This is a genomic window from Dietzia sp. PP-33 (assembly GCF_033790845.1).
Lineage (GTDB): Bacteria > Actinomycetota > Actinomycetes > Mycobacteriales > Mycobacteriaceae > Dietzia.
Window position 1 is genome coordinate 1 of sequence record NZ_JAMYEI010000009.1, and the last position, 18,836, is coordinate 18,836.

Annotated in this window: 20 protein-coding genes; 7 read left to right on the forward strand and 13 right to left on the reverse strand. The window is 69.8% G+C overall.

From position 1 onward, the window contains the following. Positions 1-263: 263 nt before the first annotated feature. The 4 genes from NJE57_RS15215 to NJE57_RS15230 form a co-directional block, all read right to left on the reverse strand. Complete coding sequence (locus NJE57_RS15215) at positions 264-1,088, reverse strand: amino acid ABC transporter permease (RefSeq protein WP_319029362.1); 825 nt, start codon at positions 1,086-1,088, stop codon at positions 264-266. Then, positions 1,085-1,747, reverse strand: coding sequence for an amino acid ABC transporter permease (locus NJE57_RS15220; protein WP_319029363.1), 663 nt, complete (start codon positions 1,745-1,747; stop codon positions 1,085-1,087). Before NJE57_RS15220 ends, NJE57_RS15215 begins: the two co-directional genes overlap by 4 nt. A gap of 142 nt (positions 1,748-1,889) precedes the next feature. After that, a complete protein-coding gene (locus NJE57_RS15225; RefSeq protein ID WP_319029364.1) occupies positions 1,890-2,708 on the reverse strand; it encodes a glutamate ABC transporter substrate-binding protein in 819 nt (272 codons plus the stop codon). Positions 2,709-2,755: 47 nt separating this feature from the next. Next, a complete protein-coding gene (locus NJE57_RS15230) occupies positions 2,756-3,490 on the reverse strand; it encodes an amino acid ABC transporter ATP-binding protein (RefSeq protein ID WP_319029365.1) in 735 nt (244 codons plus the stop codon). A 95-nt stretch (positions 3,491-3,585) separates the two neighbouring features. Between NJE57_RS15230 and NJE57_RS15235 the strand changes: the two genes are divergently transcribed. Both NJE57_RS15235 and NJE57_RS15240 read left to right on the forward strand, forming a co-directional pair. Beyond that, complete coding sequence (locus NJE57_RS15235) at positions 3,586-4,821, forward strand: fatty acid desaturase (RefSeq protein ID WP_319029366.1); 1,236 nt, start codon at positions 3,586-3,588, stop codon at positions 4,819-4,821. Between the two features lie 109 nt (positions 4,822-4,930). After that, positions 4,931-5,374, forward strand: a complete 444-nt coding sequence (locus NJE57_RS15240; RefSeq protein ID WP_319029367.1) for a hypothetical protein — start codon at positions 4,931-4,933, stop codon at positions 5,372-5,374. Between the two features lie 13 nt (positions 5,375-5,387). Here the strand turns inward: NJE57_RS15240 and NJE57_RS15245 are convergent, their stop codons facing one another. From NJE57_RS15245 to NJE57_RS15255, 3 genes are all read right to left on the reverse strand, one after another. Beyond that, the gene (locus tag NJE57_RS15245; protein WP_319029368.1) at positions 5,388-5,666 is read right to left on the reverse strand and encodes a WhiB family transcriptional regulator; all 279 of its coding nucleotides are present in this window, start codon (positions 5,664-5,666) and stop codon (positions 5,388-5,390) included. A 214-nt stretch (positions 5,667-5,880) separates the two neighbouring features. Continuing rightward, complete coding sequence (locus NJE57_RS15250; RefSeq protein ID WP_319029369.1) at positions 5,881-6,870, reverse strand: hypothetical protein; 990 nt, start codon at positions 6,868-6,870, stop codon at positions 5,881-5,883. Positions 6,871-6,910: 40 nt separating this feature from the next. Then, on the reverse strand, positions 6,911-7,471 hold the full coding sequence (locus NJE57_RS15255) for a type 1 glutamine amidotransferase domain-containing protein (protein ID WP_319029370.1): 561 nt from the start codon (positions 7,469-7,471) through the stop codon (positions 6,911-6,913). Between the two features lie 84 nt (positions 7,472-7,555). Between NJE57_RS15255 and NJE57_RS15260 the strand changes: the two genes are divergently transcribed. Beyond that, entirely contained in the window at positions 7,556-8,281 is a 726-nt protein-coding gene (locus NJE57_RS15260) for an LmeA family phospholipid-binding protein (RefSeq protein WP_319029371.1), read from the forward strand. Positions 8,282-8,332: 51 nt separating this feature from the next. Here NJE57_RS15260 and NJE57_RS15265 read toward each other — a convergent pair whose 3' ends face one another. Beyond that, positions 8,333-9,907 carry an adenylate/guanylate cyclase domain-containing protein gene (locus NJE57_RS15265; RefSeq protein WP_319029372.1) on the reverse strand — a complete coding sequence of 525 codons (1,575 nt, stop codon included), beginning with the start codon at positions 9,905-9,907 and terminating at the stop codon, positions 8,333-8,335. A gap of 230 nt (positions 9,908-10,137) precedes the next feature. On the opposite strand from NJE57_RS15265, the gene NJE57_RS15270 reads away from it, so the two are divergent. Beyond that, on the forward strand, positions 10,138-11,751 hold the full coding sequence (locus NJE57_RS15270; protein ID WP_319029373.1) for a DEAD/DEAH box helicase: 1,614 nt from the start codon (positions 10,138-10,140) through the stop codon (positions 11,749-11,751). A gap of 75 nt (positions 11,752-11,826) precedes the next feature. On the opposite strand, the gene NJE57_RS15275 is transcribed toward NJE57_RS15270, so the two are convergent. The 3 genes from NJE57_RS15275 to NJE57_RS15285 all read right to left on the reverse strand — a co-directional run bounded on the left by NJE57_RS15275 (position 11,827) and on the right by NJE57_RS15285 (position 14,976). After that, positions 11,827-12,651 (reverse strand): thioesterase family protein, encoded by an 825-nt coding sequence (locus tag NJE57_RS15275; protein WP_319029374.1) that lies wholly within the window; start codon positions 12,649-12,651, stop codon positions 11,827-11,829. 22 nt (positions 12,652-12,673) lie between these two features. After that, positions 12,674-13,882, reverse strand: coding sequence for an acyl-CoA desaturase (locus NJE57_RS15280; RefSeq protein ID WP_319029375.1), 1,209 nt, complete (start codon positions 13,880-13,882; stop codon positions 12,674-12,676). 92 nt (positions 13,883-13,974) lie between these two features. After that, the gene (locus tag NJE57_RS15285; protein WP_319029376.1) at positions 13,975-14,976 is read right to left on the reverse strand and encodes an LLM class flavin-dependent oxidoreductase; all 1,002 of its coding nucleotides are present in this window, start codon (positions 14,974-14,976) and stop codon (positions 13,975-13,977) included. A 69-nt stretch (positions 14,977-15,045) separates the two neighbouring features. Here NJE57_RS15285 and thiM point away from each other — a divergent pair, with 69 nt between their 5' ends. The 3 genes from thiM (at position 15,046) to NJE57_RS15300 (ending at position 17,145) form a co-directional block, all read left to right on the forward strand. After that, positions 15,046-15,906: a hydroxyethylthiazole kinase gene (gene thiM, locus NJE57_RS15290; RefSeq protein ID WP_319029377.1), complete on the forward strand. Its 861-nt coding sequence runs from the start codon at positions 15,046-15,048 to the stop codon at positions 15,904-15,906. Then, positions 15,903-16,625, forward strand: coding sequence for a thiamine phosphate synthase (gene thiE / locus NJE57_RS15295; RefSeq protein ID WP_319029378.1), 723 nt, complete (start codon positions 15,903-15,905; stop codon positions 16,623-16,625). The genes thiM and thiE overlap by 4 nt, the downstream gene beginning before the upstream one ends. 139 nt (positions 16,626-16,764) lie before the next feature. Beyond that, positions 16,765-17,145, forward strand: a complete 381-nt coding sequence (locus tag NJE57_RS15300; RefSeq protein ID WP_319029379.1) for a VOC family protein — start codon at positions 16,765-16,767, stop codon at positions 17,143-17,145. A gap of 84 nt (positions 17,146-17,229) precedes the next feature. On the opposite strand, the gene NJE57_RS15305 is transcribed toward NJE57_RS15300, so the two are convergent. Both NJE57_RS15305 and NJE57_RS15310 read right to left on the reverse strand, forming a co-directional pair. Continuing rightward, positions 17,230-18,147 carry a sigma-70 family RNA polymerase sigma factor gene (locus tag NJE57_RS15305; RefSeq protein WP_319029380.1) on the reverse strand — a complete coding sequence of 306 codons (918 nt, stop codon included), beginning with the start codon at positions 18,145-18,147 and terminating at the stop codon, positions 17,230-17,232. Beyond that, positions 18,144-18,692, reverse strand: a complete 549-nt coding sequence (locus tag NJE57_RS15310; RefSeq protein ID WP_319029381.1) for a carboxymuconolactone decarboxylase family protein — start codon at positions 18,690-18,692, stop codon at positions 18,144-18,146. Before NJE57_RS15310 ends, NJE57_RS15305 begins: the two co-directional genes overlap by 4 nt. Positions 18,693-18,836 lie beyond the last annotated feature (144 nt).

The following is an 18,836-nucleotide window of genomic DNA, read 5'->3' on the forward strand; positions in this document are numbered from 1 at the left end:
GACGGAACGCGACCGAAAACGTCCGCCTGCCCGTCGCAGTAATACCTATCGGCGTAGTCATCATCGTCCAAACTCCGATCCCCGCGCACTGCACCAACCTGTCTCACGATCAGGCTGGCAGAGAACGAGCGGTGCAGGCGTGTGTTCATCGCGACGGGCGTTTGTCCCGCAGGTGTACAGGCTGTCCCGCAGGTGTACAGGCGCGGGAGCGGATGCCACGGAGCGGATGCGACGGAGGGGGCCCGGTGGCGCGGGGGCCAGGACTACGCGCGGCGCGCCTTCAGCCGACCCTCGAGGTACACCGCGAGCTTGGTGAGGGCGTAGTTGATGATCACGAACAGGATGCCGGCAACGATGTACGCGGGAACGGTGTTGGCGTACGCCGAGCCCAGGGTCTTGGACCAGTTGAGCAGCTCCAGATAGGTGATCCCGTACCCCAGGGCCGAGTCCTTGAGGACGACGACGAGTTGGCCGACGAGAGCCGGGAGCATGGCCGTGAGCGCCTGGGGGAGCTGGATCGACCGCAGCACCTGCCCGGGGGTGAGCCCCACGGCGAGTCCCGCCTCGGACTGCCCCGAGGGCAGACCGTGGACGCCTGAGCGGACGAGCTCCGCGATGACCGCCCCGTTGTAGAGGGTGAGCGCGGTGACCACCGCGGCCAGCGGCGCGTGCTCGTTGGGCACGATGTTCGCGGTGGCGAAGTAGCCGAAATAGGCGAACACCATCATCAGCAGCACGGGGACGGAGCGGAAGAACTCCACGATCACACTGCAGAACCACCGTAGCGGGGCGAACGGCGAGAGCCGGCCCATGCCGAAGAGCAGCCCGAAGATCACCGCGAGGACGATCGAGACCGCTGCCGCGGTGAACGTTCCCTTGAGACCGGGGATGAGGTACGACGTCCACACCGCGGGGTCGGTGACGAACGGCTCCCACATGAACGCCTGCAGCTGGCCGGCGGCCTCGAACTGGACGTAGACCACGTAGGCGATACCGACGGCGATCAGCGCGCCGATCACAGTGAAGATCCTGTGGCGGAGCCGGGCCTTCGGGCCCGGGGCGTCGAACAGGACGGCCTGGGTGCTCATCGCTTCACCGACAACTTCCGTGAGAGGGAGGTGGTCCAGAGCCCTATCGGGAGGGTGAGGACCACGAACACCATGGCGAAGAAGAAGAAGGTCGGCAGACTCGCGCCCTCGTTCTCCGTGATCACCTGGAGCAGGCCTGCCGAGTCGCCCACGCCGATGACCGCGGCGACCGTCGAGTTCTTGATGAGCGCGATGACGACCGAGCCGAGGGGGGCGATCGAGCCACGGAACGCCTGCGGGAGGATCACCTCGCGCAGGGACTGACCGAAGCCGAGCCCGATGGACCGGGCAGCCTCGGCCTGCCCCACCGGAACGGTGTTGACGCCGGAGCGCAGGGCCTCGCAGACGTACGCGGCGTGGTAGACGGCGAGCATGATCGCGGCCCACCAGAACGCGTTGCGGGCGAAGTCGTCCGAGACGGACAGCCCGAGGATGAAGGACAGGCCCAGGATGCTGAACACCATCAGCAGCGTCAACGGCAGGTTCCGGAAGATGTTGACGTACGAGGTTCCGAGTCCCCGGAGTACCGCCACCGGCGAGACCCTGAGGACCGCGATGATCGTCCCCAGCACCATGGCGCCGATGATCCCGAGCAGCGAGAGCTGGATGGTGACCCACACCGCCCCCAGGACGTCATAGTCGGCGAAGATATCGCCCATGGTCGACCTTCCGTGATGTGGTGTCGGGAACCTCCGCGCCACCGGTGACCGGTGACGCGGAGGCTGTCGTCGATCAGGTCAGTACGTGACCCGGTCAATGTGTGACCAGGTCAGTGCGTGACCAGGTCAGTGTGTGACCAGATCAGGCGCACGCCTCGGGGTTGGGCGGGTTGCCCTCGCCCGGTGTGAAGCCGGCCTTGCCGAGGTTCTCCTCGACCGCGGTCTCCCAGCTGCCGTCGGAGATCATCTCGCGGATGGCCTCGTTGATCTGCTCACACTTCTCCGTGTCGCCCTTCTGGATCCCGATGCCGTAGAGCTCCTCGGAGAAGGGCGCGCCGACCACCTTGAGCTGGCCCTGGTACTGGTCCTGCGCGGCGTAGCCCGCGAGGATCGTGTCGTCGGTGGTGAGAGCGTCGACCGCGTTGGACACCAGCGCCGAGACGCACTCGGAGTAGGTACCGAACTCCTGCAGGTTGACGCCCGGGACCTCCTCCTTGACGTTCTGGGCCGAGGTCGACCCGGTGACCGAGCAGAGGCGCTTGCCGTCGAGCGACTCGGGCCCGGTGATGCTGTCGTCGTCCTGACGGACCAGCAGATCCTGGCCTGCGATGAAGTACGGTCCGGCGAAGTCGACCTTTTCCTTGCGGGAGTCCGTGATCGAGTAGGTGGCCACGATCATGTCCACCTGCCCCGTCTCCAGGAGGGTCTCGCGCTGGGCACTGGGCGCCTGGACCCACTCGATGTCCTCGGCGGGGGTACCGAGCTGCTCGGCCACGTAGGTGGCCACGTCGACGTCGAATCCGGTGTACTCGTTGCCCTCCTTCAGTCCGAGGCCCGGCTGGTCGAACTTGATGCCGACCCTGAGCTGGTCCCCGTCGCCGCCGTCGTCGCTTCCGCAGGCGGCCAGGCCGAGTGCCAGGGTGACGGCCGCTGCGGCCGATCCGATCCGTCGGATGTTCATGTGTACTCCTCGTGGGATGGGTGGGTGATGCTGCTGGTGGGTCCGACTCAGTTGGTCAGGATCTTGGAGAGGAAGTCCTTGGCGCGCGCACTCTGCGGGTTGGTGAAGAACTCCTCGGGGGTGGCCTGCTCGACCAGCTCGCCGTCGGCCATGAAGATGACGCGATCGGCGGCCTTGCGGGCGAATCCCATCTCGTGGGTCACCACGACCATGGTCATCCCCGACTTGGCCAGACCGGTCATCACGTCGAGGACCTCGTTGATCATCTCCGGGTCCAGGGCCGAGGTGGGCTCGTCGAACAACATGACCTTCGGGTCCATCGCCAGGGACCGGGCGATCGCGACGCGTTGCTGCTGTCCACCCGAGAGCTGGGCCGGGTACTTGGAGGCCTGGTGCTCCACGCCCACACGCTCGAGCAGCTCCATAGCCCGCTTCTCAGCCTCGGACTTGGACTGCCTGCGCACCTTGATGGGCCCGAGCGTCACGTTCTCGAGGATGGTCTTGTGCGCGAACAGGTTGAACGACTGGAACACCATGCCGACGTCCGCGCGGAGCCGGGCGAGCTCCTTGCCCTCCTCGGGCAGCTCCTTGCCGTCGATCGTGATCGACCCGGATTCGAAGGTCTCGAGCCTGTTGATGGTGCGGCACAGTGTCGACTTGCCCGAACCCGACGGACCGATCACCACGATTACCTCGCCCTGATCGATGGACATGGTGACGTCCTTGAGCGCCTGGAAGTCCCCGAAGTGCTTGTTCACGCCTGTGATCTCGACGAGTGCCATCCCTGCATCATATGCGCCTGAGAGTTACGTGAAGATCAACATTGCCGAACTTCGTTCCGGTCGACATCCGGTGGATCCCTCCGTACCTTCTTTACATGGCGATATCAGATGTGAAGGAATACGCCCATCTCTCCGCTGAGGACGTGGAAGCCATCGGCGAGGAACTGGACGCAATACGCCAGGAGGTCGTCGAGTCACTCGGTGACGCCGACCGCCGGTACGTCCAGGACACCATCAGGCTCCAGCGCGGTCTCGTGGCCGGCGCGCGCGTCGTGCTCCTGTTCTCCGGGTACCGCCCGGCCTGGGTGGTGGGCACGGGGATGCTGGCCGCCGGCAAGATCATCGAGAACATGGAACTCGGGCACAACGTGATGCACGGGCAGTGGGACTGGATGAACGACCCGGTCATCCACTCCAGCACCTGGGAGTGGGACATCGTCGGCACCTCCGAGCACTGGAAGGCCACCCACAACTACCACCACCACAAGTACACCAACATCATCGGCATGGACGACGACGTCGGGTACGGCGTCGTCCGCGTGACGCGCGACCAGCCGTGGCATCCGGCGTACTCGTTGAACATCGTGTGGAACACGGCATTGGCGCTGCTGTTCCAGTGGGGCGTGGGGGTCCAGCACCTCGAGATCGCACCGGGGACCATCAACGCCTCAGGGTGGCCGGAGCAGAAGCGCCGGATCGGCCAGTTCGTGCGCAAGGCTCGCCGCCAGGTGGGCAAGGACTACGTGTGGTTCCCGTTGCTCTCGGGCCCCAACTGGAAGTCCACGATGGCGGCCAACGCCACGGCCAACGTGATCCGGAACCTGTGGTCCAACGCGGTGATCTTCTGCGGTCACTTCCCCGACGGAGCCGACAAGTTCACCCTCGAGGATCTCGAGCAGGAGACCCAGGCCCAGTGGTACCTGCGTCAGATGCTCGGGTCGGCCAACTTCACCGGCAGCAAGCTCACCCACTTCATGTCGGGCAACCTGTCGTTCCAGATCGAGCACCACCTGTTCCCCACGATCCCGTCCAACCGCTACATGGAGCTCTCCGAGAAGATCCAGGACGTCTGCAAGCGATGGGATCTGCCCTACACGACCGGCCCGCTGTACAAGCAGTACTGGCAGTCATGGCGCACGATCGCCAAACTCTCGCTGCCCGACCGCTTCCTCAAGGGAACCCCGGACGATGCGCCGGAGACCAGGTCGGAGAAGATGTTCGCGGGCGAGCCCAAGAAGTACGAGGACCACAACGGCCCCCGTTCGGGCCTGGTCACCGCCCTGCGCCACCACCGGCCGGAGCAAATCGGGCGACTCACAGGGGCGTCTTGATCGAGGCGTCTTCCGGTCGTGACGGGTTCCGATCGTGACCGGTACCGGCACCGACGCAGGTAGCCGGCCCCCGGCCGGGCCGCGACCGGGGGCCCCGTCCACACCGAGCGTGGACGAGGCCCACCGGCGGCCACCCGGCGTGACGGACGCCGAGGTCGAGGCCGTCGGCACCGTGGCCGAAGCGCAGGAGTACATCGAGCGGGCCCGGGGTCGCCTCTACGACCTGCACCAGTTGATCGGGCGCGCAGACCTGCTCTACCAGAAGGCCGCGGACCAGCTCCGCGAGACCGGGCACGCCGATCTCGCGGAAAGGATCCGGACAGAGGTGGTGGGACTGAACGTCCTGCACGGCCGCTGGACGTTCCAGATGGTGGAGGAGTTCGACGACGGGTTCTGGACCACCACGCGCGAGGTGAGCCACGCGGTCCGCGATGAGGTCACGGGCGGCCGCCGGCACGTCCAGGAGGCGGAAGTCAAGGAGCGCAACCGGACGAAGGGCCGGCCGGGCCACGAGGCGACCCCGATCGACGATCACCGAGGGAATGGTCCATGAGGGCCGGACCGGATCAGCCGGTGCGGTGGCGACCCGCCAACGCGTGACGTTCGGACTCCGTCGTCCCACCCCAGACGCCGTACAGTTCCTTCGACTCGAGGGCGAACCGCCTACAGGCGTCGAAGACGGGGCAGACCGCGCAGACGGTCTTGGCTTCCTCTTCCTTGCGGCGGCGCTCCCCTTTAGATTCTTCCTCCGCGCTGTAGAACAGGTCCTCGTGGCCGATGCACGCTGCATCGTCACGCCATGACCAGAAGTCCGCCGTCGGTTCGAGGTTTCTGTATCGGGGCACGGCATCTCCTTCCCGCGGGACTGAAGTGCCCTGCCATGAGCCCTGGATGTTCAGAACGCGGTTGAGCCAATCCTGTCAGCTGACACGGAGAGGTCAAACGAAGATTGGCCAGCCAAGCCTCACCTAATCACCCCAAGAGCTCACTGGCACTTGCCTTTTCGGCAAAATCTGCCGGAGGGTTAAAGTTCGGCAATTCTCGCCTGAGGCCGACTTTTCAGCTACTGAAACTCGTCGTCGTCGCAGCCCGGATCACCTCGGCGGCCCGCGCCGCGGCACCGTCCACACCCCACCACGCGCGGATCCCGCCGGACTCCCCGTCCCGGACGCGGTCCACCTGCCGACGCACTGCTCGGCCGACGGCGGTCGGCCCGTCGCCGTATCTCAGCACCGTGACGCCGGGGATCGAGTCCAACGCCTCCGCGGTCGCGTCCTGTTCCCCGTAGGGCCGCCGACCCGGGACGACCACCAGGGGGACATCAGCGCAGGCGGCGTCGGCGATCGACGCCTGCCCCGCTCCGGTGACCACTACGTCTGCCGAGCACAGCTCCGCCCAGGGGTCCGGATGCCACGCACCGTCCGGGCCGCCCACCTCGAGCCACTCGGCCACCCCGAGATCGCACGCCGTGGTGCGGACCGCGCGCCAGAAGCGGTGGTCACCGCCCGTTCCGGAGCCGTTGAGATGGACCACCCTGGGTCGACGACGATCCTGCGGCTCGCGGACGCGCCGCTCGAACCGCGATACCCCACCGATCTCCGCGACCGGGCTCTCCGTCCGTCGCACCGTGGCCTGGTGCACACCCGGCGGCCAGGCCCCGATCAGCCGCTGCGCGGCCCGCACCCGCAGGAGATGGGGCTCGTCCACCCGCACCCCGGGCGGAAGGGTACTGATCATCGGGATGCCGGTCATCCGGGCGGCCAACGACATCGCGGGCGAGGAGTCGACCCAGAACGCGCGAGGTCGGGCCCGGTCCATCCACGCCACCGCCGCGCGACGGGCGCCGAGGGTGAGCCCCTCGGGGGTCTCGCTCCCCTCGGCCACCGGGGGGAGATGGACGACGCGCGTCCCCGCCGGGACCAGCGAGTCGTCGATTCGTCCCGAGACGAGCATCGTGACGTCGTGACCCCGCTCCCGCAGGGCGCCCATCACCGGTAGGGCCCGGTGCAGATGGCCGCGCCCCCGGTGGTGGACGTAGACGCCGATCACGGTGCCCCCTCGGCCCGTCGGCCTATTCCGCTCCGCCGGCCTATTCCGCTCCGCGGACCGCGCCGAGTAGTGCCTCGCAGAACGCCGGGAGATCGCCCGGGTTGCGGCTGGTGAACACGCCGTCGTCGCTCACCAGCTCCTCGTCCACCCAGTCGGCGCCGGCGTTGATCAGGTCCGTACGCAGGCTCGGGAAGGAGGTGACCCGGCGCCCGCGGACGACGTCCGCCTCGATCAGCACCCAGGGCGCGTGGCAGATCGCCAGGACGGGCTTGCCGGCCTCGACCATCTCGCGGACGAGGGTCAGCGCGTGCTGGTCCCCGCGCAGGGCGTCGGGATTGGCGACCCCTCCCGGCAGGACCAGCACGTCGATGTCGGCCGCGGAGATGTCCGCGGAGGTTCGGTCCACGGCCTGGGTCCCCGCCGGGGTCAGATGGTCGACGAGACCGACCTCGCCGTCCTCCGTACTCACCAGGAGTGCGGTGTGACCGGCGCCGGTCACGGCGTCCCACGGTTCGGTGAGCTCGACCCGCTCGATCCCCTCCCCAGCGACGAGGAAGGCGACGGTGCTGCTGTCAGTAACGGCGTCCTGGATCTCAGTCATGATGATGATCGTGGGGCCGGACCCCGTCTCACCGCAACCGGACCGCCGGTGGCTCCATACCCCTCGGTCCGGCACCATACGAGGATGCGACGCAGAGAACCGATCGACCGACGTGGACGCCGCAACCGACGGGGCGGGTGTGGCTGCTCGCTGGTCCTACTGCTGCTCCTGCTCATCGGACTCGTGGCGGCCGCCGAGTTCGGGGCCCGGTGGTATCTGTCCGACCGAGCCGAGCGGGAGGCCTCGGCCCGGCTCGGGGCCCCGGTGTCGGTCGAGTTCGGGACGCAACCGGTCCTCTGGGATCTGGCCACCTCCCGGGCCGTCGACAGCGTCCGTCTCACCTCTCCCGGTGACGCCACCGTGCCCCGGATCGACGTGACGGGGCACACGGTCCGGTGGGTGGACGGGGCGATCCTGGCCGCGACCGCGAACGGGACCGCCACCCTCAGCGGCGACCAGCTCGCCGCGGCCGCCGCCGAGGGCAACCCCGCCTCGGACTCCCCCGTGGAGGGGCTCACCGAGGTCCGATCGGTGCGACCCGACCCGCAGGCGGGCCTGCTCCGCGCGGACATCGGTGGCATCGCCGAGATCGGGGTGCTCCCGGGCGTCACCGGGGACCAGCTCACCCTCACCCCGCAGGAGACGGCCCTGCTCGGGTTCCCGCTGCCGGACGGACTGTTCTCCGGAATCACCGGGACCGTCGACTCGACCGTCGCGTCTCTTCCCGACGGCGTCGCGATCACCGGCGCCCGGGTGGTTCCCGAGGGCCTCGAGGTGGCGCTCGGTGGCACGGACATCGCTCTGCGCTGAGTCAGGTCGGGTACGGGGTCGGTCGGATGCCGCGCCGGTCGGGCAACGCAGTCAGTCACGAGGCTCGGGTGCCGGGACACACAGCTCCGTGGGTTCCGACCTCCCCCGCACCACCTCGGAGCCGACCCGGTCCCACCGCTCGCTCTCGGGGCCTCCCGCCGAGGCGACGGCGGCGCCGGAGGCCAGGAGTAGTCCGGGGCGATCCTTGGCGAGCTCGCACAACCGGGCCGCCTCGTTGACCGCGTCGCCGATCACCGTGTACTCGAACCGGTCGTCCGCGCCCACGTATCCGGCCACCACGTCGCCATAGGACGCACCGATCCCGGCCCGGCACCCCGGGACCCGGTCCGGCAGTCTCTCGCCCAGGGCGCGGGCGCAGGCCAGCGCCGCCGAGGCGGGATCGTCGAGGGCCCGGGGTGCGCCGAACACCACCAGTGCGGCGTCGCCGAGGAAGCTGTCCACGACGCCGTCGTACTCCTCGACCGTCTCCACCACCACGCGGAAGAACCGGTTGAGGACGTCCACCACCTCCGACGCCTCGGACCGGACCGCCATCTGCGTCGATCCGATGATGTCGACGAAGACCACGCCGACGCGCGAGTCGGCGCCGCCCAGCTCGGGGTCCCGCTCCTCGGCGGCCTCCGCCACCTCCCTGCCGACGTGACGGCCGAACAGGTCGCGTAGTCGTTCGCGTTCCTGCAGACCGGCGGCCATCCGGTTGAAGCCACGCTGGAGCTCGCCCAGCTCGGTGCCGTCATAGACCACCACGCGTCGGTCCAGCTCCCCGTCGGCGATGTCCTCCATCGCCCAGCGGAGACTGCGCAACGGCCCGAGGACCGAACCCGTCGCCAGGGAGATGAGGAGAAATCCGGCGAGGAGCGAGGTGGCGCCGAGCACGAGCACGATGACGGCGAGGCGTTCCAACGACAGGGCGCGGCCCGCCAACGTGTAGATCGCCACGATGATCAGACCCGCGATCGGGACCCCGCTGCCGACAGCCCACGCCACCCGCAGGCGCGTCATCGCTCCCAGGAACCTCGCGCGCGGAGCCGTGCCACTGGCCAGGGCGACCGCGGCTACGGGACGCAGGCCGAAGTCCGCGAAGAGGAACGCCACACCGCAGACGACCATGCCGGAGAAGACGATCGTGAACCCGACCGAGGGGATCGCCTCCGGGTCGATCACCCCGAAGGCGGGCGTGACCACGGCCGCGCCCAGCAGCCACAGAAAAGCCTGGATCAGCGTCATCCGGCCGGGCAGCCGGAGGGTCCCGACCCGCTCGCGGGGCGTGGGTTCGCGACCGTCGAGGAACCACCGGACACGCCGGTAGACCGCGCCCCGCACCCAGACCGTCCCGACGACCGTCGCGAGGAACACATACCCCGGGACGACGATGACGGTGGGGACCAGGAACTCCCGTGACGGAAGGGTGGGCCCCGGCAGCACGAAGAGGATCAGCACCGCGGCGACGGCCACGCCGACGAGGTTGGAGGCCAGCAGCGTCAGGAGCAGCAGGACCCGCACGCGCATGGTCCTGAGCCGGGCCGACTCCGTCTCCCGTCCGAGCAGCACCGAGCCCAGCTCCGGGCGTCGCAACAGGGACAGGTCGAATGGCACGGTCAACATCGTGCCATCCCCGGGGTGTTCGTGATGCCCTCGTCACACTTGTCCGGACTGTGTGGGGTTTGGACCACTCGGGGCGTAGAGTGGCCTGATCGGCCCGCACCACTCTTGCCTCGGGTCGCATCGGTTGTCGACCTCCCCGTGGTCGCGCACCGGGCGTGTCGCCTCTGGCGACGCGATAGCCCAGGAGCGCGCCGGGCAAGACGCCCCATCTATTTACGGAGTTTCCTCCCTTGTCACGTACCTTCGCCGATCTCGGCGTCAGTTCCTCGCTGCTCGACGTCCTCACGGCCGCCGACATCGTCACCCCCACCCCCATCCAGTCGGCCACGCTGCCTGACGCCCTGTCCGGGCGCGACGTCCTGGGCCGCGGCCGCACGGGCTCCGGCAAGACCTACGCGTTCTGCCTCCCGCTGGTGACCCGCCTCGCGGCGTCGACGCCGGCCGGCGGTCGACGCACCCGCAACTCACCGCGCGGCCTGATCCTGGCGCCCACCCGGGAGCTCGCCCGCCAGATCGAGGAGACGCTGGCTCCCCTCGCCCGGGCTATGGGTCTGAGCACCACCGTGATCTTCGGTGGCGTCTCGCAGGGCCGCCAGGTCTCCGCGCTCGACCGCGGAGTCGACATCGTGGTGGCCTGCCCGGGCCGGCTCGAGGACCTCATGGGACAGAAGCACTGCCGGATGGACTCGATCGAGGTCACCGTGCTCGACGAGGCCGATCACATGGCCGACCTGGGCTTCCTGCCCGGAGTCACCCGGATCCTGGCCGCCACGCCGAAGGGCGCGCAGCGACTGCTGTTCTCCGCCACCCTCGACCAGGGTGTCGACACGCTGGTCAAGAAGTTCCTGCGCGAGCCGGTCGTGCACTCCGTCGACGACGGCTCCGCCACCGCCGGCCCCACCGCGCACCACGTCATGACCGTGGACTCCGACGACCGCGTCCGCGCGCTCGCGGACCTCGCCGGAGTGACCGAGCGCACCGTCATGTTCACCCGTACCAAGCACGGCGCCAAGCGTCTGGCCAAGCAGCTCACCGGCCGCGGGGTGACGAGCGTGGACCTGCACGGCAACCTGTCGCAGAACGCGCGCATCCGCAACCTCGACGCGTTCTCCTCCGGAAGCGCGAGCGTGCTCGTGGCCACCGACATCGCGGCGCGCGGCATCCACGTCGATGATGTCGGACTGGTCGTCCACGCCGACCCGCCGGCCGAGCACAAGGCCTACGTGCACCGCTCGGGCCGCACAGCGCGAGCGGGCGCCGTGGGCACCGTGATCACCGTCGCCACCTCCGACCAGGTCCGTGAGGTGCGCTCACTGCTCAGGGCGGCCGGGGTCTCGGCGGGAGAGTTCGTACTCCCCGTGGGCGCCGACGTCGCCGCCGCGCTCGCCGACGCCCCGGAGGCCCCCGCCTTCGTCCCCGGGGGCGACGGCCCATCGGATCGTCCGAGCCAGGGACGCAACCGCCAGAGCCAGAACCGGCAGCGCCAGGGCCGGGCCCAGGGCGGTCAGGGCCAGGGCGGTCAGGGTCAGACCCGTCAGGGTCAGGGCCGGGACGACCAGAATTCTCGCGGCCAGGGGCGACCGGCCGGGGGCGGGTCCGAGCGCGGAGATCGCGATCAGCAGCCGTCCGGCTCCGGCGGCGCCCGTCGTCGAACCCGCCGGCCCCAGGCCGGCGGCGCCCAGGGTTCGGCCCGGCAGGGGTCCGGTGGCCAGGGCTCGGGCGGCCAGCGCTCCGGTGGCCAGGGGTCGGGCGGGCAGCGTTCCGGCGCCAGCCACACGATCGCCCAGAGTGCGGGCCAGCCCCGTGGCGGCGAGCGCCGCAAGGCGAGCCGCGCGGCCGGCTGAGTCCGGACCAGCACCCGGCCACGGCCGGACCACCACCCGGCGACGTTCAGCCGCCGGCCGATCAGCCGCCCGACCTCACCCGAACACGGTGATGGTCTGGCGGCTGATCGCCGTCAGCGCCCCGTCCGGTCGCCAGAGCATGGCGTGGGTGTGGGCGTATCCGTCGCGTGAGGCGTCGGTGGTGGCCTCGTAGGCGAAGAGCGCGTCGGCCGGTATGGTGCCGGGACCGACCTCCGCCACCAGTTCGAGGGTCCAGGTCAGGCTGCTGGCCGGCGCGAAACCGGAGAGCATCTGGATGGTCGCCGGCGGCCACGCGTCCGCCAGCACCAGCAGGTGCTCCTCGCCGAACTCCTCGGGGGCCTCGCGAAGTTGCGCCCAGCCCGAGAGGTCACCCGTCTCGGCCCCGGTGAACGGTAGTGCGCCCCCGACCTGCCGGAGCGCCAGGAACCGGTAGAACTCCGGGGTCATCTTCTCGATGTACGGGAACGGCTCGATGCTCTCCGGATCCGGCAGCTCCGGCATCGGGTGCCGGGGGGCCACCGAGATGGTGGACTCGCGGTGCTTGCCGAAGGCAGCCAGGGCGGTGGCGACGAGCGCGCCGTCCTGACGCAGCGTGGCCTGGCACTGTGTCACGTTCTTCCCGACCCGCAGCACCTCGGCCCGCACCTCCACGGGACCGGTGGTGGCGGGTCCGATGAACGACACGGTGAACGACCGCAATGGATGTGGAGCCGCGACTCCGGTCCCGTCCCCGGCGATCTCCCGCAACCGCCCCTTGATCGAGGCGAGCAGGAGCGCGCCGGTGAGACCGCCGTAGATCGCCCGGCCCTGGGTCCAGCCGTCCACGATCTCGACGGTCCCCCCGCGCGCGGCGGCCTCCAGCATGCTCGTCAGCGACATGCCGGCCAGTCTGCCAAAGCGGTCAGTGGACCAGTTGGGCGCGCCCCTTCTGCCGGAACGCGGCCAGGGCGGACGCCAGACCCGGCATCGGCGGCAACCGGTCGAACATCTTCTCGCTGCGTGTCTCCGCCGCGTCGTCGGCTGTCCGGTGCAGGAACCGATCGGGCAGCGAGAGCCTGGCGATGGTCCGCCACGACTGCAGGTACTGCTTCCACAGTGGCCCGCTCACATACGGCAGGTCGTAGCGCTCGCACAGTTCGCGGACCCGCAGCGAGATCTCCGAGTACCGGTTGGACGGCAGGTCGGGGAACATGTGGTGCTCGATCTGGAACGACAGATTGCCGGACATCAGGTTCATGACCGGTCCGCCGTCGAGGTTGGCGCTGCCGAGCATCTGCCGCAGGTACCACTCGGCCTGGGTCTCGTTCTTCACGTCCTTGGCGGTGAACTTCTCCGCCCCGTCCGGGAAGTGACCGCAGAAGATCACCGCGTTGGTCCAGATGTTGCGGATGATGTTCGCAGTGACGGAGGCGGTGAACGCCTGACGACCCGCCGGCCCGGCGAGCACGGGGAACAGGACGTAGTCCTTGAGGACCTGCTGGCCCGCCTTCCGCAGGAAGGCCTTGGCGGTGCGCCTGTCGGCGGGACTGGCGCCGGAACCCGGGAACGCGTCCTGGAACCGCACGTCCTGCAGCCCGATACCCCACTCGAAACCCAGCATCAACATGGTGTTGACCAGGAGGTTCGCGGAGTACCTCGGCTCCCACGGCACGTCCCGCGTGACCCGCAGGACGCCGAACCCCACGTCGTCGTCCAGACCCACGATGTTCGTGAACTTGTGGTGCAGGTAGTTGTGGGTGTGCTTCCAGTCCGCGGAGCTGCCGACCAGGTCCCATTCCCACGTGGTCGAGTGGATCTCCGGATCGTTCATCCAGTCCCACTGACCGTGCAGGACGTTGTGCCCGATCTCCATGTTCTCGAGAATCTTGGCGACAGCGAGCGCGCCCGTTCCGAGGACCCAGGCCGTGCGGTTGCGCGCACCGAGGTACAGGACCGCGCGGGCGCCCAGTTCGATGCCGCGTTGAAGCCGGATCACGTTGTGGATGTACTGGTAATCCCGCTCCCCGCGCGAGGCGATGATGTCAGCCCTGATCGCGTCGAGTTCCCGCCCCAACTCGTCGATCTGCTCGGGAGAAAGGTGCGCATACTCGCCTACATCAGAAATGGCCATAATTCAAGTTTAGGCCCGCCTGGAGCCTACGGCTACCGGGCGGTAGGAAAGCGCGGGCCATTCGTGACCAACGGCACTCGCCCGTGGCGACTTCAGTCACTCCAGGCCCGCCGCAGCACCTCCAACGAACCGTGCACCCGCTCCCGGGTCGACCCGACGGGGGCGATCATCAGCTCGTCCGCGCCCGCGCGCTCGGCGAAATCCTGCAGATAACCGCGCACCGTGGGGCCGTCCCCGACGGCGGTGCAACTGATCATGTGGAGGATCTGACGACCGGCGGCCGACTCCATCACCATGTCCAGCTCCTCGTCGGTGAAGTGCCGCCCGCGCCCGGCCATCAGCTTGACGCGCTGACGCCGGTAGTGCTGGAGCTCGCGGGCGGCGCGATCGGTGTCGTCGTCGGCCACGACGTTGACCGCGGCGATCATGTACGGCTCGGCGAGCTGCTCACTGGGTTCGAAGCGGTCGCGGTACACCGCCGAGGCCTGCTCGAGCGCATCGGGCGCGAAGTGCGAGGCGAATGCGTACGGCAACCCGAACGCGGCCGCGAGCTGGGCGCCGAACAGCGAGGAACCCAGGATGTAGAGGGGGACCCTGGTGCCCCGTCCCGGCGTCGCGGTGATCCCACGGGTGCGGGCGAGGTCGGACGGCGAGTCGCCCAGGAACGCCTGGAGTTCGCGGACGTCGTCGGGGAAGTGCTCGGCGGCAGACGGCTCGCGGCGCAGTGCGCGGATGGTCTGCGGGTCGGTGCCGGGGGCGCGGCCGAGACCCAGGTCGATGCGGCCCGGGTGCAGCTCTGCCAATGTGCCGAACTGCTCGGCGATCACTATCGGCGAGTGGTTGGGGAGCATCACCCCACCGGAACCCAGCCGGATCCGCTCGGTCTGCGAGGCGATGTGCGCCATGAGCACCGCCGGAGCCGAGGACGCGATGGACCCCATGTTGTGGTGCTCGGAGTACCAGACCCGCTCGTAGTCGAGTTCCTCCGCCTTCTGCGCCAACCTCACCGAGTCCTGCAGCGCCTCGCCGACGGACTGGCCGGGGTGGACGGAGGCGAAGTCGATCACGGACAGCGGCAGCGGGGAGGGGGTCATGACGGGTCCAACCCCGGCGTCGCGGGGCCTATTCCGCCTCGCCCAGTCCAGGGGCGGCACACTGGGGGTATGTCTGCTCCCGGCCCCGGTGCCAGCTCAGGTTCCAGTTCTGTCGACGTCGCCCACCTGGTCTCGGTGATGCGCGAGACCGGACCGCTGGTGCACTGCCTGACCAACTCTGTGGTCCGGCAGATCACCGCCGACGTGTTGCTGGCCGCCGGTGCCGCGCCCGCGATGGTCGACCACCCCGACGAGGCCGGCGAGTTCGCCGCGATCGCGTCCGGGGTACTGGTCAACGTCGGTAACCCCACCGGCGAGCAGGTGGAGGGCATGCACGCCGCGATCGCCGCGGCGCGGGAGCACGGCACCCCGTGGGTGCTCGATCCGGTGGCGGTGGGCGGTCTCACGCTGCGCACCGGGCTGGCCACGGGCTGGCTCGACCACGGCCCCGCGGCGATCCGGGCCAACGCCTCCGAGATCGTCGCGCTCGCCGGTGCCGGAGCGGGTGGCCGGGGTGTGGACTCGACCCACGATGTCGCCGTGGCGTTGGCCCCGGCGCTGTCGCTCTCCGAGCGCACCGGCGGGATCGTGGCGGTGACGGGACCGCAGGACATCGTCGTCACCAACACCGGCGGGTCGACGCTCGCCACCTGGGTCACCTCCGGCCATCCCCTGCTGCAGAAGGTGATCGGCACCGGCTGCGCACTCGGGGCGATGACGGCCGCCTACCTCGGTGCGGCGCGGGCCGCCGGCATCCCCGATCACCACGCGGTGGTGGCCGCCCACGCGCACGTCGGGGCGGCGGGGACGGCTGCCGGGCGGGTCGCCGCGGGGCCGGGCCTGTTCGCGGTGGCGTGGCTCGACGCGCTGTACACGCTCACAGCCGAGGAGATCGCCGACTCGGTCGCGCTCCTCGACGCCTCGCCGTGACGTCCCCGGCCCGCGGGCCGGGGGGTCCGGGCAGGCCTCCCGGCCCGACGGGCGCGGTCGACTGGCGGTTGTACCTGGTCACCGATCCGCAGCTCGGCGGCGGCCCGGATGCGGTGCCGGGAATCGTGTACGAGGCGGTGCTCGGCGGCGCGGGAGCCGTGCAGGTGCGGGACAAGGAGTGCGACGACGACGAGTTCGCCTCCCGGGCCGCAGCCGTGGCCGACGCCGCCCGCCTGGCCGGGGCCGAGGTGGGCCGCGTCGTCCCGGTGTTCGTCAACGACCGTCTGGACGTGGCGCGGGCGCTGGGTCTGCACCTGCACATCGGGCAGCGGGACGTGCCGTTCGCGCGGGCCCGCGCCGCACTACCGGACGGACTCATGGTGGGGTTGTCGATCGAGTCGGATGCGCAGCTCGAGGCCGCGCTCGCCGGCCCAGCGCCGGCACCGGACGTGATCGGGGTGAGCCCGGTGTGGTCGACCCCCACCAAGACCGACACCGCGGCTGCGCTCGGCCCGCGCGGTGCGGACCGCATCGCCCGGGCAGCTCACCTGGCCGGGGTGCCTGCGGTGGGCATCGGCGGGGTCGCGTCCGGGAACGTCGACCTGCTGGCGGGAACCGCACTGGACGGGGCCTGCGTGGTGTCGGCGGTGATGGCGGCGCCCGACCCGCGACGGGCAGCCGCCGAGCTGCTCGCAGGCTGGGATGCCGCCCGCCGCTGACCCCTGCGGGGATTCCCAACGAACCCACGGCCGACTTGGTCGTGCCCACTGCGGCGATCGATCGCGATCGCCGCAGTGAGGACGACAAGAATTCGTCGGGGGCACGGCGGGCAGGGCGGGGGCCCGTATTCTTCTCTGCATGCAGGATCAGACCCCCACAGCGTCCACTCCCTCGGCGTCCACTCCGCTCGAGATCACCCTGGTCGAATTCCCCAGCACCTCGATGGCGGCCACCTCTGATTTCCTCGAGACCGTCTGCGGGTGGACGCCCACGGTGTACGGCTCCTCCTACACGGACCTGTCCGGGGGCGGTATCGACGTGGGCGTCCAGGGCGACGACGACGAGCAGTCCCCGGCGCCGCTGATGGTGATCCGGGTGGCCGACCTGGCCGAGGCCCGCGGTCGGGTAGAGGCGGCCGGCGGCGTGGTGACCCTCGAACCGTTCTCCTTCCCCGGTGGCCGCCGCTTCCACTTCCGCGAGCCCGGCGGCAACGAGATGGCCATGTGGGTGCCGGAGTAGATCCTCCCGAGGCGAGAGCAGCGGCTCGGACCCCGCACGCCAGGGCCCCGCCGACCAGGACCTTGCGGACTAGGACCCTGCCGACTAGGACCCTGTCGGCTCGAACCCTGTCGGCTCGAACCCGGCCGGGAGGACGAGTCTGGTGAGCTTGGCCGGGTTGCTGTGGAAGTAGACCCTCGTCACGAGGCCGTCGACGACTCCCAACTGCGCCACCCGGACCACCCCGCGGGAGACCACCGCCAGCGCGAACTCGCCGTTGACCTCCACCGGCGCGATCATCCCGCCCGAGAGTTCGGTCGCCTTGACCAGGAAGTACGCGCACTTGCGGGCCCCCACGATGTCGCGGCGCGCGGCGTTGACCTTCCCGTCACTGTCCGAGACCACCCTGGCGTCCGCGGTGAGCACGGCGATGGTCTGCTGGAGATCACCGGCCATGACCGCCTCGACCAGCCTCGAGATCACCGCCTCCGACGCCCTCTCGGGCGGGCGCAGGTCCGTATCCAGTCGACGCCGGGCACGGCTGACCCACTGCCGGACGGTGGGCGCGGCCGCGTCCAGGGCCGCGGCGATCTCGGCGTAGGGCAGTCCGTAGGCCTCGCGCAGGATTAACGCCGCGCGCTCGTCGGGTTCCAGCTGCTCATAGGCGAGCAGGACGGCGATCCGCAGGTCGTCGTGCTGCTCGGCCAGGTCCGCGGGCAGCAGCGCGGTGTCGACGGGCTCTGGCAGCCACGCCCCCACGTAGGCTTCCCGCTTCCGTCGCCGTAGCCGGTCCAGACACAACCGGGTCGCCACGGTGGTCAGCCACGCCTCGGTGTTGTCCGGTTCCGAGCCCGGTTCGAGCCCCACCAGCCGGGCCAGGGCCTCGTCGGCGGCGTCCTCGGCGTCCGCCCACGTCCCGGTGATGCGGTACCCCACCCCGAGCAGTCGCCGGCGGACCCGGTCCAGGGTCACCCTGTCCATCGCGACCCCGTCGATGCCGGTGAGGACGCCGCCCGAGGTCACCTCGGGTCCGCGCGGGTGGTGTCCTCCGGTTCGGTGTTTCTCGGTTCGCTGTTCCTCGGTTCGATGTCCCGCGGGTCGACGCCGCGCAGCGATGCCGGGTCCTTCCGCGTCGCCACCGCGATCCGGTTCCATGCATTGATGGTGACGATCTCCATCAGCAGCTGTCCAGTGCCGGATTCGCCGCGGTGACGAACCACCTCGTCCCACAACGCGTCGGGGACGGACTCCTCGCCGTCGATCCTGGTGACCGCGTCGGCGAATCCCAGGACTGCCTGCTCACCCTCGGACAGCTGCCCGGCGTGTGCGGGCCAGTCCTCGGCGGCGGCGATCCGGGCGTCGTCCCAGCCGTCTCTGCGCGCGTCACGGCGGTGCATTGCGGCGCAGTACCGGCACCCGTTGACCGCCGAGACCCGCAACCTGATGAGGTGGCTGTCCTCGCGGGAGACCCTGGCCCGGGTGTAGGCCTCGAGCGCCAGCATCGGCGCCATCGCCCCCGCACTGACCTGTTTCCGTTGTCTGCCGGTGTGTCCGTGGTGTGTGCTCATACCCTTGAGACGCACGGGCACCCGGGAATGTGACAGTGACGCCTGGGCACATGTCGAAGGGGCCCCGCGTGCAGCGCGGGCATTGTTATGGTCGCCTTGCGGCGACACCTCAAGTCCACACCGTCGCCGCTACTGAACACTCGA

Coding starts and splice junctions, on each gene's coding strand:
- NJE57_RS15300 (WP_319029379.1), top strand. CDS start 16,765: ATGCAGGATCAGACCCCCACAGCGTCCACTCCCTCGGCGTCCACTCCG.
- NJE57_RS15310 (WP_319029381.1), bottom strand. CDS start 18,692: ATGAGCACACACCACGGACACACCGGCAGACAACGGAAACAGGTCAGT.
- NJE57_RS15220 (WP_319029363.1), bottom strand. CDS start 1,747: ATGGGCGATATCTTCGCCGACTATGACGTCCTGGGGGCGGTGTGGGTC.
- NJE57_RS15265 (WP_319029372.1), bottom strand. CDS start 9,907: ATGTTGACCGTGCCATTCGACCTGTCCCTGTTGCGACGCCCGGAGCTG.
- NJE57_RS15255 (WP_319029370.1), bottom strand. CDS start 7,471: ATGACTGAGATCCAGGACGCCGTTACTGACAGCAGCACCGTCGCCTTC.
- NJE57_RS15230 (WP_319029365.1), bottom strand. CDS start 3,490: ATGGCACTCGTCGAGATCACAGGCGTGAACAAGCACTTCGGGGACTTC.
- NJE57_RS15275 (WP_319029374.1), bottom strand. CDS start 12,651: ATGTCGCTGACGAGCATGCTGGAGGCCGCCGCGCGCGGGGGGACCGTC.
- thiM (WP_319029377.1), top strand. CDS start 15,046: ATGTCTGCTCCCGGCCCCGGTGCCAGCTCAGGTTCCAGTTCTGTCGAC.
- NJE57_RS15235 (WP_319029366.1), top strand. CDS start 3,586: ATGGCGATATCAGATGTGAAGGAATACGCCCATCTCTCCGCTGAGGAC.
- NJE57_RS15285 (WP_319029376.1), bottom strand. CDS start 14,976: ATGACCCCCTCCCCGCTGCCGCTGTCCGTGATCGACTTCGCCTCCGTC.
- NJE57_RS15280 (WP_319029375.1), bottom strand. CDS start 13,882: ATGGCCATTTCTGATGTAGGCGAGTATGCGCACCTTTCTCCCGAGCAG.
- NJE57_RS15260 (WP_319029371.1), top strand. CDS start 7,556: ATGCGACGCAGAGAACCGATCGACCGACGTGGACGCCGCAACCGACGG.
- NJE57_RS15225 (WP_319029364.1), bottom strand. CDS start 2,708: ATGAACATCCGACGGATCGGATCGGCCGCAGCGGCCGTCACCCTGGCA.
- NJE57_RS15215 (WP_319029362.1), bottom strand. CDS start 1,088: ATGAGCACCCAGGCCGTCCTGTTCGACGCCCCGGGCCCGAAGGCCCGG.